The following is a 13699-nucleotide window of genomic DNA, read 5'->3' as shown; positions in this document are numbered from 1 at the left end:
ACCCAAGTAAAAAGGGTAAACCGAATGAACATAGCCGAGGCGCTAGCATCCACCATCCTGCGTGATGCCACTGTGGTGGCGGGGGAGCAGGGGCTTCTGAACGAGTTCACCTGGGTACATATGGTGGACCACCCGGATATTGAGCGATGGGTAAAGCCCGGCTATCTGTTGCTCTCCACGGGCTACAACTGGCCAAAGGACGATCAGGATTCCGTCGCTATGGTGCGCGCGTTGCACGCTGCGGGGCTGGCCGGTGTCGTGCTGGCGGTGCCGCAGTTCATCGCGCATTTTTCCCCGGCTGCGGTGACCACGGCGCAAGAACTAGGCCTCCCGCTGCTGGAATTACCTTGGGAGGTGCCGTTCAGTTCCGTCACTGAAGAGCTGAACACGTTGTTGATCCGGCGTAAGAGCCAGGTCCTCGCACGGATCGAGGAAATCCATATCGCGTTGACCAATGCAGCCGTCAGTGCTCACAGCTTGACCGATCTTGCTGAAGCTCTATCCGTCCTGCTCAAGCGCAAAGTGACCTTTGTGGATCAGGAAGGGGTGCTGCTGGGAGGCACGCACGAGTCCGAGGACGACCGGACGCATGAAAGGGATTACATCGTTGCACTGCATAAGACGGGCGGCCTGAAGCGGATTCAAGACAGTATTTCGCCTGTCGTCATGGAACCCGTTGCCGAGTTGGGACAAGCCAAGCGTCTGGGATGCCCTGTCCGTATCGGTGGCGGATTGGCGGCGATCATTTGGCTGGACGAAGAGCAGGTTCCTCTCGGGGAGCTGGATGTGCGGGCCACGGAACATGCCGCACTGGTGGCGGCGCTGCATATTTCGCATCAGCGCGCATTGCATAGCCAAGAGGAACGCCTGGGTTACGCATTCGTGGGCTCGCTGCTGGAGGGCCGCTTTGAGGATATGCCCACGGCCCGCAATCGCGCCGCCATCAACGGATGGAACCCTGACGCCAATTATCGTGTCTGCCTGATCCTGTTGGATGAGCCGCTTCCACTTTCGCGCGATGGTCTCATTCGGCTGGAGCGGCTGGTGCAACGTCTTCGCCAGTATCTTGCCCAGATCAACGAGCCGGCGCTGTTGTTCGTGTCACTGAATCAAATTACGTTCCTGCTTTCGGAAAAGCACGACCCGGAGCCGCTTTGGCGAGAGCTAGGAAGCAAGGGCGCCGCAATGGGCGTCAGCCGGCCGCATCGCGGCGCAGAGGGCATGACTTTAGGCGGGGCAGATGTGCAGTCTTTGGCGGACCTGCTCAAACCGGGGCGAATTCATCACTTCGATGAAGTGATGTTCCCTCAGGCCCTGCTTGGCGACGCCAATGCACGCGCCTTGCTGATCGAAAAGCGGTTGGGCCCTCTGCGGGGTGAAAAGTCCGAAGCCTTGTTGGAGACCTTGGAAGCTTTATGTCAGGAAGGCTTTCAACTGGCCGGTACCAGTCGAAGATTGGGTGTGCACATCAGTACGCTGCGATATCGGTTGGAGCGGATCGAATCTGCACTAGGGGTTTCGTTGGAAAATCAATCGCTTAGATTCGAATTGCAGGTCGCTATCGCATTGATGCGCTTGACCGAGTAAGGGTAAGTCCCGCAACGGAAAACCCAAGCGGAATCTCCTACTTTTCATACATAGACGCTTAAAAGCCCCGCCAGCTATCTTTTGCTCATCGTTAGATATTTGAGAGCAAAGGAGCAAGCCGTGAGCGTCTATGAGGCCTTTCAGGAAGTCGATATCCGCGTTGGCAGGATTGAGCGCGTCGAATTGAATGACGCGGCAAAAAAGCCCGCCTACAAAATGTGGATAGACTTTGGCGAGCTTGGCGTCAAGACGTCCAGCGGGCAATACGTTAATCAGTACACCCCGCAAGAGCTCACTGGCCGCACGGTGATCTGTGCTGTCAATTTGGGTGGCCGCCGCATCGCGGGTTTCATGTCGGAAGTCCTCGTCATGGGTGTCGATGTTGAACAAGGAGCGACGCGGCTACTGACTGTCGACGGCGATGTGCCGGCCGGCGCCAAGGTGTTCTGATATGGCCGGCCACGTGAACATCGCGCCTGCCAGTCCGACTATCGCTCGGCCGCTACTTGAGATCGATGCGCTTCGCTGCCATTTCGGCGGACTCAAAGCGCTGGATGGGGCTTCTTTCAACGTGGCGGCCCATGGCGTTACCGGTTTGATTGGTCCGAATGGAGCCGGAAAGACGACGCTCTTCAATTGCATATCGGGTCTGCTGAGAAAGACCAGTGGGTCCGTGCATTTCGACGGTATCGATATCACGTACGCCAGGCCAGATGCAATCTCGCAGTTTGGTCTTGTGCGAACGTTCCAGCTCGCCCGCGGCTGCGTGCGCATGACTGTCTTTGAACACCTGATGTTGTACGGGCGGGATCAGCGCGGCGAGACGTTCTTTCGGGGCCTGCTGGGTGGCGCGGAAGTTCACGCGCAGGAGCAGGCTTTGCGGGAGCGTTCGTTCGAAACCGCGCGCGGTTTGAAGCTAAGTCATGTGTTGGACAACCTGGTTACGGATTTGTCCGGCGGACAGAAAAAACTGCTGGAGATCGGCCGGGCCTTAATGGCCGAACCGAAGCTCATCTTGCTCGATGAACCGATGGCCGGGGTCAATCCCGCTCTTGTAGAACAGATCGGCGAACACCTGAATGCCATCCGCGCAAAGGGTATGACCATCCTGCTGATCGAACATGAAATGGCGCTGATTGAACAGCTATGCGATCACGTCGTCGTCATGGCCGAAGGGAAGTTCCTGACAGAGGGAACTTTCTCGCAGGTGACCGCAAACGCCGAAGTGCAGGAAGCCTATCTCGGGATGACGGTGCAATGACCACTCTATCGCTTCAAGACATCAAGGGCGGATACGCGCCCGCCGAGCAGATCGTCAAGGGAATCGACTTGTTTGTTGCCCCCGGAGATCTGGCGGTGATTATCGGGCCGAATGGGGCTGGAAAATCGACCCTGCTGAAGCTTACTGCGGGCCTGCTGAAATCGAGAGAAGGCCGGGTGGTACTGGGCGATGAGCCATTGCTGGCGGGGGATGCTCAAGCGGCGTGCCGGGCAGGGATGGGGTTCGTTCCTCAGGAGCGCAACGTCTTTGCCGCGATGACCGTACGTGAAAACCTAGAGCTTGGCGGATACCTGTTAAAGCGAGGCTTGTCACAACGTATGGACGAGCAGCTTGTCCGATTTCCGATGTTGAAAGGCCGTCTCAAGGATAGGGCAGGGATGCTGTCCGGAGGCCAGCGGCAGGTTCTGGCTGTTGCCATTGCCCTGATGACGAATCCGGCGGTGTTGCTGTTGGATGAGCCTACCGCAGGGCTGTCGCCGAAGGCGGCCACCGAAATCCTGATCATGATCCGTGAGCTGGCAGCCAGTGGCCTGGCGATCCTCATGGTTGAGCAAAACGCATTACTGGCGCTTGAGTACGGGACGCGCGGCATCGTGTTGGTTGCCGGTCGAAAGGCCCGAGATCAAGGCGCGCACGAGCTGAAGCAAGACTCGGAAATGCGGCAACTGTTTCTGGGCGGAAAGACCGTCCACTAAATGAAGACAGCAAGGGGAAAAAAATGGACAAGTTCCGTCGGCAGTTCTTGGCAGTGAGTGGTCTGGGTCTTGCAGCTTTCGGTTTGCCGAAGGTGTTGCTCGCGCAATCACAATCGCCTATTCGTTTTGGGATGGTCGTTCCCCTGACTGGCGCAACCAGCCAGTTCGGCGCAACCATGGGCCGCGCGGCGCAGCTTGCCGCGCAAGAGATCAACGCGGGTGGCGGGATTCTGGGGCGTCCCATCGAAGTGCTGCTGGAAGACGATCAAAGCAATCCCGAGGCGGCAGTGCGAGCCGCCAGAAAGTTGATTGACGTGGACAAGGTGGTCGCCATCGGTGGCAGTTATGCATCGTCGGTGACGTCGGCGATTGCACCGCTTTGCTGGCAGAACAAGGTGGTGCTCGCCACCTCGTCCGGCGCCGACAGCATTACCCAGCTTCCTCATCAGGGCTATATTTTCCGCACCTCGCCGACCACGACGTTGCAAGGGACGCGCCTTGCGGAATACGCAGTGGAGCTAAAGTGCAAAAGCGTCTTCTTCATGGGGCCTCAGACGCCGTTTGCGCAGTCCTATATCGATAACATCACGCGTATTGTCTCCGCCGCAGGCGCCAAGATGGGCGGATTGATCTACGAAGACAAAAAGGCGAACTACCGCTCGGAAGTAGACCAAGCGTTGCGCGCTAAACCGGACATGATCATTTTGGGCGGGTATGTTCCAGACACGGCCGTAGTGCTGAAAGATCTGTATCGGGCGGGATACGATGGGCGCGCAATGGGCCTGTCATTTGGCGTCAATCAGAAGCTTCTTGAGGCGCTGACTGGCGGGGTAGGTGATGGAACCTATTCGCTGGTGCCTTCAGCGTCGGTCGATTCGCTAGCGTACAAGCGCTTGATCGAGAAGATGAAGGTGCCTTCACTGGACACCTACTCCTGCCAGTTATACGACCACGTGAATTTGTTTGCGCTGGCCGTCGCGCACGCAAAGGGCGACGCCAGTGGTACTGCCATTCGCGACAACATCCGAAAGATATCTCAAGACAAGGCTGGGGTGATCGTTGACAACGCCACCGACGGAATGAAGCTGCTGGCTGAAGGCAAGGAGTGCAATTACGACGGAGCCAGCGGTCCGTGCGAGTTTGCCGCCAACGGCGATGTAGAGGGCGTTTTCTTCCGGTATGAGCAGATCCAGAAGGGAAAGCTGGTTACGGTGAAGGTCGCCTGACAGGGACTCATCATGTTTACTGACATTATTCAGCAGGCCGTCAATGGTCTGATGCTGGGGTCCGTCGTCGCGCTGCCCGCTTTGGGTCTGACGCTGATATTCAGCGTGCTAGGTTCGATCAACTTCAGCGTGGCGGCGCAGATGACGGCGGGTGCGTACGCGGGGTGGATGGTGAACACCTACCTGGGGTGGCCCTTGGTTCCGTGCCTGATTGCCGCCTTTGTAATCGCAGCAGGCATCGGCGTGGCAGGCGACCGGATCGCCTTGGCGCCGTTGCGAAAAAAGGCTAGCGCAAGCACGCCGTTGATGGTCGCCGTAGTGTCTATCGCACTAAACCTTGCGCTTGAAAATGTGTTCCGCTTCTCGTTTGGCAACGGCCTGAATAGCTACAACTTTGAGATTGCGCGGGACATACGTATTGGAGACATTCGTCTGGGACCGCAGCAGTTTCGGAACATGGTGATTGCGTTGGTCATTACCGCGGGCCTGGCGGCATTCTTCAATTTCACGCGAATTGGCAAAGCGATGCGAGGCGTTGCGGACAATCCTGACCTGGCAAGACTCAAGGGCATCAGTCCCGCAAACCTGTCGACCATGGCCACCGCGATTGGCATGGGATTGGCCGGGATCGGCGGGGCGCTATTGGCGATCGACACGAGCGTCGATCCATTGACCGGGTCCCGCCTGTTGTTGGTCATTTTTGCAGCCGCTGTGGTGGGAGGGCTGGGTAGCTTGGGCGGGGCGGTAGCGGGCGCTCTGCTCGTTGGATTGGCAAGTGAATTGTCTTTGCTCGCTATTCCACCGGTTTACCAGTCCGGAATCGCCTTTGTTGCCATCATGCTCGTGCTCACTGTACGGCCGAGCGGCTTGTTCTCTGCCAAGACACGGGTATAGCCATGACTGCCTATCTAATCTTTGTTGCCGCCATTGCGGGCATCTACGCCTTGATGGCGATGGGCCTCGCGACCATCTGGGGGCAGGGTGGGATGGTCAACCTTGGGTTGGTCGGCTTCTTTGCGCTAGGCGCATATACCTCGGCATTGACGAGCGCCCACGGACTCCCGGTTGTTGTGGCCTGGTTGGCCGGGGCGCTGTTGGCGGGCGCTGTCGGCGTCCTGTTGACGTTATCGACGCGGCGCATGCGAGGAGACTACCTGGCGATCGTGTCTTTGGGGTTTGCTGAGGTCATCCGCTTGGTGGCCAACAACGAAACCTGGTTGACCAAGGGCAGCGACGGCATTTCAGGCATCGCGTCCCCATTCGCTGGCGCACTCGCAGAGTACGCAAATCTGCTCAACATGCTTATGATCTGGTCAGTGGTCTCTGTGGTTGCCTGGATATTGACGCGCTTGCTGAGATCACCATACGGCCGAGCGCTAAGGGCCGTGCGTGATGACGACATCGTTGCCGCAGTGGCTGGAAAGCGGGTTCTTTCCTACAAGAAGAAGACGTTTTTTCTGGGGGCTGCCGTCACGGGGCTGGCCGGCGCCATCTATGCTCATCTCACCAGCTATATCGCACCTGACGGATTTGTTCCCCTGCTGACGATATATATCTTCCTGGCAGTTACTCTCGGTGGGTACACCCGCCTTAAGGGCGCGGTTATAGGCGCTGTGGCGGTAGTGGCGTTGCTGGAAGGAACGCGATTTGTTGCAGAGCTACTGCCAGGGGTCAACGCCGTGCAGGCTTCGGCTGTGCGCGAGTTCGTTATCGCAGTGGCGCTTATTGCAATGATGCAGTGCCGCTCCGAAGGATTGCTAAAAGAGCGCCATGACATGGCGAACCAGAAGGGTGAGGAACGTGATGGAGGTAGCGCCAACGGCGCGCCACACGTTGCATCTCAATAAGACCGCTGGTCGTCTGCCGGCCGCAGCCATATCAAGCCGGCCGGCACGCGCTTGCCCTCGTGGGCGAGCCCATGAATCTACCTATGAACAGTAGGAGCTGCTTGGCTTTTGCTCCGGCGCCCAATCCCATTGGGCTGCGTTGGGGCATGGGGCTATCAGCAGCAGATATCGCGTGCGCCGGCAGTCGGCAGTCTTCCTACTAAATGCAGGGGTAGGTGGAAGGATCATCCTACGACTGTGCCGTAGGCTGTCCACCATCGCTGATCTACTCTTTCATCTGAGTAGCAAGTGTCTTCGCTGGACATGGACACTTCATCTTCAATCTGTAGAGACAACGATTATTGGCAGACGGAGCCTATATGAAACTGAGCGATTTCAAAGTACTGACGTTTGATTGCTACGGCACCCTTATCGACTGGGAAACCGGCATCTTCAATGGCCTGAAGCCGCTGCTTGCAAAGCGCAAAGGCGAGCTGACGAAGGACCAGGCCCTCGAGATCTATGCCCGGCATGAGTCAGATCAACAGGCCACGACGCCAGATATGCCGTACTCGCAACTGCTCGCGGTTGTGTACAAGCGCTTGGCAAACGAGTGGAGTATTCCTGTCGCGAACTATGAGGCCAACATCTTTGGCGCTTCGGTCCCTGACTGGCCTGAGTTTCCCGACTCCGTGGAAGCGCTGGCTTACCTCAAGCAACACTTCAAGCTGGTCATTCTGTCCAACGTGGATCGCGTTTCCTTCCGTGGCAGCAACGCCCGCTTGAAAGTGGAATTCGACGCAATCTACAGTGCGCAAGACGTGGGGGCCTATAAACCCAGCCGCAAGAATTTCGACTACATGATTGCGCATCTGGAATCAGACTTTGGTCTGGATCGTTCGGACATCTTGCATACGGCTCAAAGTCTCTTCCACGACCATGCGTCGGCAAACGACTTCGGTCTCGCATCGGCGTGGATCGACCGCCGGCATAACCAGGAAGGTTGGGGCGCGACGATGCCTCCGCCTGGCACGCCCAAGGTTGATTTCCACTTTGAAAGTATGGCCGCCCTGGTGCAAGCTCACCGCGACGAGCTCGCCAAGATCTGACGAAGTTGATTTGGCCGGCGTGTGATTTAGCGGGTCCTGCGGACCCGCTCACGCCGACCCTTGCCGCCCCGGCCAAATGTTGCGCGCGTGAATTCAATCCCGATGAGCCTCTCTAATTTCGCACCCAAGATCGAAGTGAACGCATTGTTGAGTTTGCGTGCCGAACTGGCCGCAGACACGACTTGCGAGCTGCGGTTTGATGCGGCCACGCGGGCCGCGTATGCCTCTGAGGCGTCGAATTACCGTCAACCTCCATTGGGCGTCGTTATCCCGAAGACCATAGAAGATATGGAGAAGGTGGTAAGCGCCTGTGGTCGGCTTGGAATTGCGATGGTTCCGCGCGGTGCCGGTACGTCCATGTGCGGTCAGTCCGTTAACGCGGCGGTATGCATTGACCATTCAAAATACCTGAACGATGTGACGGATGTCTGGCCGGAGCGAGGCATTGCGCGTGTTCAGCCGGGAGTTATTTGCGATCAGCTAAAGACTGCGGCGGCGGCGCATGGACTGACATTCGGTCCAGACCCGGCGACACACTCTCGTTGCACCATCGGTGGCATGGTGGGTAACAACTCCTGCGGCGCGCATTCCGTCATGGCAGGAAAGACTGTCGAAAATATCGAACGGCTTGAGATTGTGACGGCCACAGGCGCCCGATTCTGGGTGGGGCCAACAGACGATGCCGCCTACGAGGCACATTTGGCCCGCGGTGGTGAGCAAGCGCGAATTGTCCAAGCATTGCGCGACTTGACTCAAAAGTACGCCGACGACATACGCCAAGGGTTCCCGCGCCTGAAGCGCCGTGTTTCCGGGTTCAACCTGGATCAGTTGCTGCCGGAGAACGGATTCAACATTGCTCGGGCACTGGTCGGTTCCGAGGGCACTTGCGCGACGACCTTGCATGCCGAGACGACGTTGGTGGCAGGCAAGGCCAAGCGTGTGCTGCTCGTGCTGGGTTTTGATTCAATTTTTGATGCCGCGGATAGTGTGCCGATGCTGCTTCCCATGGGCGCAATCGCCATGGAGGGGGTGGACAACGGTATTGTCGGCGGCCTGAAGAAGCTGGGTCTGAAGCTTGACGATATCGCCGAGTTGCCGAGCGGAAACGCTTGGCTTCTGGTTGAGTTTGGCGCGGATTCCATGAGCGACGCGCGCCAGATGGCCGTACGCGCACAGCAGGTGGCCACACAATTGGCATCGTGTCCTTCGGCGCGTCTGGTGGATGAGGCCTCACTGATGTCCCGTCTTTGGACGATACGTGAGACAGGCGCATCGGCCACGTCACTTTCCGATGTGGCCGACCGGCCTGACCCGACGGTGGGGTGGGAAGACGCTGCGGTCGAACCTGAACATCTAGGCAAGTACCTTCGCGAATTCACGGCACTCGTGGAATCCTACGGATACAAGACCAATCTATATGGGCACTTCGGGGATGGTTGTATCCACTCTCGAATCACGTTTGATCTGCGTTCCACTGTCGGCGTGGCGGATTGGCGTCGCTTTCTCAAAGAGGCTAGCGAATTGGTCGTCAAGTACGGCGGATCACTCTCCGGCGAACACGGTGATGGCCAGGCCAAGGGCGAGTTCCTTCCCTTGATGTTCTCCCCAAGATTGATGGATGCTTTCCGCGAATTCAAGCGGATCTGGGACCCCAAAGGTTTGATGAACCCGGGCAAGTTGATTGATGCTTGGCCGGTGGACAGTAATCTGAGGATGGGCCCAGAGTATCAACGCGCCTCGACGAAGGGAATTTTCTCCTACGCGAATGGTGCTACTCACGACACGGAATACGCACGTGAGACGGAACGCTGCATCGGGATGGGGAAATGCCGGTCTACCGAGGGCGGCACCATGTGCCCCAGTTTCAAGGCCACTCGCGAAGAGTTGTATTCGACGCGTGGCCGAGCCCGGCTGTTCTTCGAATTGCTCAACGGCAAAATCATTAACGAGGTTGACGACCAGGAGAGCGTCAAAGATTCGATGGATCTCTGCCTGTCGTGCAAGGGCTGCAAGGTGGATTGCCCTACGCACGTAGATATCCCGAAATATCGAAGCGAATTTCTCTACCGCTACTACAAGCGCAAATTGCGCTCGCCGGTGGATATCGCCGTGGGCCGAATTGGCCAGTGGCTACCGGTTGCCAGCCGCGTCGCACCGCTCGCCAACGCGTTGCTCGCGAATTCGGTGTTGAGAAGAATAGGTGGAGCGTTGGGCTTGGCCCCGCAAGCCAAATTACCCACGATCAATAAGAGCTTCCGGAAGGGCAAGGTAGCCAAGTCGCTTGGCAATATTCCCGAAAATGCCGCCGAGTGCCAGGAAGTCATTATCTGGACGGATACGTTCAATAGTGGCTTCACACCTCATATTCTCGAGGCTGCGATCACGGTGGTACGGGCGGCGGGATGGCTGCCTCGCCTCACCAAGCGTCATGTTTGCTGTGGCCGCCCATTCTACGACGTCGGCTTGTTGGACCAGGCCAAGGCAAACCTCCTGGAGATTCTGGATCTTTTGGAGGATGCGATCGCCCAGGGAACACCAGTTTTGGTGCTGGAGCCGAGCTGCCTTTCGGTATTCCGAGATGAAATGCCTTCCTTGTTGCGCAATGATCCGCGGGCCAAGACGCTGGCTGGCTTGACGGTCACGATCGCGGAATTTGCCAAGCGGGCGGGCATCCGTCTCCCGGAAGATGAAGCGGTGCATCTTCACGCGCATTGCCATCAGCGAGCATGTGGAGGAATGAGTTCAGAACGGGAGCTGGGTGCCAAAGTATTGGACACAGGCTGCTGTGGCATGGCGGGCGCATTCGGCTATCACGCGAAAACTGCGCCGGTCTCCGAACGAATTGGAAACACTGAACTGGTGCCGAAATTAAACGCGCTTCCCACCGATGCCGTGCTGGTTGCCGATGGATTCAGTTGCAGGAATCAGATCGGCAAGTTAAGTGATCGCAACCCGAAGCACCTGGCCGAAGTCTTGGCGGAAAGTGTGACTGCCCAGGTCGGTGGCCACCAGTAAGACACTGACTTTTCCCGGAAAAATTTTCAACGTTGCCCAAGGCTTGATCACCGATCACCAAGGCGACGCCCGAACGCGCACTTTTCGTTTCACGCGCATATTCTTAGGAGCAAGTAAATGGTCATGAACACCAAAGAGCTGGCCTTGGCGCGCAGCAAAAACGTCCCCGTCGGGGTTGTCACGGCCCACCCGATCTTCTTTGATCGTGCATTGGGGTCGGAAGCCTGGGATACGGACGGAAAGCGCTATCTCGACTTCGTTGGCGGCATCGGCGTCTTGAACGTTGGGCACAATCATCCGAAGGTAGTCGCTGCCGTCGAGAAGCAACTTAAACGCGTCAGCCATGCTGCGTTCCAGGTGGCCGGCTATGACGTGTATGTGGATCTCGCCGCTCGATTGAACAAGATGGTGGGGGGCATGGATGCGTACAAGACGATATTCCTGACCACCGGAGCAGAAGCAGTCGAAAACGCCATCAAGATTGCACGGGCCCATCGCAATGTGCCGGGCGTGATTGCATTTCGCGGCGGCTTCCACGGGCGCACGCTGTTGGGCACGACCTTGACCGGGATGAGTGCTCCGTACAAGCAGAACTTTGGACCATTGGCGGGAGATGTCTATCACACGCCGTATCCCGATCCGTATCTGGGTTTCTCGTCCAAGGATGCGATTCAGGCCCTGCAAGATCTGTTTGCAACGCAAATCTCTCCGGATCGTGTCGCTGCAATCATCCTTGAACCGGTACAAGGCGACGGCGGTTTCCGGGAAGCGGGCCGTGAGTTCATGCAGGCCTTGCGCGAGCTTACCCAGCAACACGGCATTGTTTTGATCTGCGACGAAATTCAGACCGGCTTTGGGCGGACGGGGGAAATGTTCGGGTTCCAGGCCGCAGGGATTCAGCCTGATCTGGTTACGGTAGCGAAGAGTTTGGCCGGCGGCTTGCCGCTGTCAGGCGTGGTCGGCCGCGCCGAGATCATGGATGCACCCGCGCCGGGCGGCCTTGGCGGTACGTATGCGGGTAGCCCCCTGGCCTGCGCGGCAGCGTTGGCCGTGTTGGATATCTTCGAAGAAGAAAAGCTGGTGGAGAAGGGACGTCAGTTGGGAGAGATTCTCCGTTCTGGCGTGGATGCGTTGGCCAAGAAGTTCTCCCAAATTGGGACCGTACGTGGCATCGGCCCGATGATTGCATTGGAGTTTGTTCTGGATAACGACCCGTTCAAGCCGGACGCGTCGTTCGCGCAGGCCGTTATCGATGGTTGCCGCGAACGTGGACTGCTCGTCATCAAGTGCGGCATCCATCGGAACAATGTGCGCTTGCTTGCACCGTTGACCACTTCGATGGAACAGGCAGAAGAAGCGTTGGACATCCTGGGGGCCGCAATTTCTGGCGCCGCGGATCGCTAGCAAGGTTTTGGGTATAGAGACGGGGAGTTCAACAGAACTCTCCAGCTATCAATGTGGATGAGAAGAGTTCGGTAATGGAACACGCAATCAATTCGATGCAACCTGTGCCCGGGCGGCACTACGGCGCCTTCATCAACGGCCAATGGATCAAGACGGATAAGAGCTTTGATGTGCAAAATCCTGCAAAGCAGGAACGTTTTGCCATTATGTCCAACTGCGGGACAGCGGAAGCTGAAAGCGCGCTGACGGCGACGGTAGCCGCCTTTAGCTCCTGGAAGAACACGACTGCCGCACAACGCGCGACCTTGCTCAAGGCATGGCATGCCGCAATCATGGCGCATCAGGAAGAACTTGCGCTGGCCATTTCGTCAGAGATGGGCAAGCCGATTCTTGAAGCGCGAGGCGAGGTGGCGTACGCGGCAGCCTATGTAGAGCTGTATGCGGAGGAGGCGACTCGGGTCTACGGCGAGACTTTTCCCAGCCAGCATGCGCACAAACGCCTGTTTGCCAACCGCCAGCCCGTCGGGCCGGTCTACGCGGTGACCCCTTGGAATTTTCCTGCGGCCATGGTGACGCGTAAGGTCGCACCGGCGTTGGCGGCGGGGTGCACGGTCATCGTCAAGCCGGCGGAACAGTCTCCAGTTACTGCGGTGCTGTTGGCGGCTTTGTGGGAAAAGGTTGGGGGGCCTGCAGGCACCTTTCAGGTCTTGACCACAGACGACCCGGCCGGCGTATCCAAGGTCATGTTCGACTCCCGCGCAGTGCGTAAGCTGACATTCACAGGCAGCACAGCTGTCGGCCGTATGCTGTATCAACAATCGGCGGGGACGATCAAGAAGGTGTCTCTGGAACTGGGTGGCCATGCGCCGTTCATCGTGTTCCACGATGCAGATATTGACCGTGCTGTGGACGAGGTCATGCTGTGCAAGTTCCGAAACGCCGGGCAAACCTGCGTGTGCACCAATCGAATCTATGTCCAGCGCAGCATCGCGGAAGCGTTTGCAGCCAGACTCACAGATCGGGTGAAAGCGTTGAAGGTGGGAGACCCCGCCGACTTCGACACGCAAATTGGGCCGCTGGTTGATCGGGCGGCTGTTGAGAAGGTCCAGTTTCACGTCCTGGATGCGGTCTCGAAGGGAGCGCGCGTTCTTGTGGGCGGAAAGGCGAAGAGTGGTCTTTACTTCTTGCCTACTGTGTTGACCGACGTCGCGGCAGGGATGGAAATCATGCAAGAAGAGACGTTTGGCCCGGTTGCGCCGATCGTGATCTTTGACAATGAAGATGAGGTCATCGCGTTGGCCAACGACACTCCCTATGGCCTCGCTGCCTACCTCTACACGTCGAACTTGTCTCGAGCTTTTCGGGTTTCTGAAAAGCTGGAGTACGGGATTGTGGGCATCAACGACGGCGCACCCTCTACTGCTCAAGGTCCGTTTGGCGGGATCAAGGATAGCGGGCTGGGCCGGGAGGGCGGCAAGTGGGGCTTAGAGGAATTCCTGGACGTCCGCTTTGTTTCCATCGGACTTGACCGCTGATCAGGTGACTCGCCGGGAGT

At 57.8% G+C, this 13699-nt stretch carries 11 protein-coding genes; all 11 read left to right on the top strand.

Annotated elements, in window-relative coordinates; translation table 11 throughout:
* Positions 1 to 24: 24 nt before the first annotated feature.
* The 11 genes from RAS12_RS07125 (at position 25) to RAS12_RS07075 (ending at position 13679) form a co-directional block, all read left to right on the top strand.
* A complete protein-coding gene (locus tag RAS12_RS07125; protein ID WP_306946672.1) occupies positions 25 to 1587 on the top strand; it encodes a PucR family transcriptional regulator in 1563 nt (520 codons plus the stop codon).
* 120 nt (positions 1588 to 1707) lie between these two features.
* A complete protein-coding gene (locus RAS12_RS07120) occupies positions 1708 to 2037 on the top strand; it encodes a tRNA-binding protein (protein WP_306946670.1) in 330 nt (109 codons plus the stop codon).
* A gap of 1 nt (position 2038) precedes the next feature.
* A complete protein-coding gene (locus tag RAS12_RS07115) occupies positions 2039 to 2848 on the top strand; it encodes an ABC transporter ATP-binding protein (protein WP_306946668.1) in 810 nt (269 codons plus the stop codon).
* Positions 2845 to 3564, top strand: a complete 720-nt coding sequence (locus RAS12_RS07110) for an ABC transporter ATP-binding protein (protein WP_306946666.1) — start codon at positions 2845 to 2847, stop codon at positions 3562 to 3564. Before RAS12_RS07115 ends, RAS12_RS07110 begins: the two co-directional genes overlap by 4 nt.
* 23 nt (positions 3565 to 3587) lie before the next feature.
* A complete protein-coding gene (locus RAS12_RS07105) occupies positions 3588 to 4790 on the top strand; it encodes an ABC transporter substrate-binding protein (RefSeq protein WP_306946663.1) in 1203 nt (400 codons plus the stop codon).
* 12 nt (positions 4791 to 4802) lie between these two features.
* A complete protein-coding gene (locus RAS12_RS07100; RefSeq protein ID WP_306946661.1) occupies positions 4803 to 5684 on the top strand; it encodes a branched-chain amino acid ABC transporter permease in 882 nt (293 codons plus the stop codon).
* A 2-nt stretch (positions 5685 to 5686) separates the two neighbouring features.
* Complete coding sequence (locus RAS12_RS07095; protein WP_306946659.1) at positions 5687 to 6637, top strand: branched-chain amino acid ABC transporter permease; 951 nt, start codon at positions 5687 to 5689, stop codon at positions 6635 to 6637.
* Positions 6638 to 6996: 359 nt separating this feature from the next.
* Positions 6997 to 7725, top strand: a complete 729-nt coding sequence (locus RAS12_RS07090) for a haloacid dehalogenase type II (RefSeq protein ID WP_306946657.1) — start codon at positions 6997 to 6999, stop codon at positions 7723 to 7725.
* A 102-nt stretch (positions 7726 to 7827) separates the two neighbouring features.
* Positions 7828 to 10740, top strand: a complete 2913-nt coding sequence (locus tag RAS12_RS07085; protein ID WP_306946655.1) for an FAD-binding and (Fe-S)-binding domain-containing protein — start codon at positions 7828 to 7830, stop codon at positions 10738 to 10740.
* A gap of 123 nt (positions 10741 to 10863) precedes the next feature.
* Positions 10864 to 12144, top strand: coding sequence for an aspartate aminotransferase family protein (locus RAS12_RS07080; protein ID WP_371321293.1), 1281 nt, complete (start codon positions 10864 to 10866; stop codon positions 12142 to 12144).
* Between the two features lie 74 nt (positions 12145 to 12218).
* Entirely contained in the window at positions 12219 to 13679 is a 1461-nt protein-coding gene (locus tag RAS12_RS07075; protein WP_306946651.1) for an NAD-dependent succinate-semialdehyde dehydrogenase, read from the top strand.
* Positions 13680 to 13699: the final 20 nt, after the last annotated feature.

It is taken from the genome of Achromobacter seleniivolatilans, from assembly GCF_030864005.1.
Classification (GTDB): domain Bacteria; phylum Pseudomonadota; class Gammaproteobacteria; order Burkholderiales; family Burkholderiaceae_B; genus Achromobacter; species Achromobacter seleniivolatilans.
This window is presented reverse-complemented; position numbering and strand designations above follow the sequence as displayed.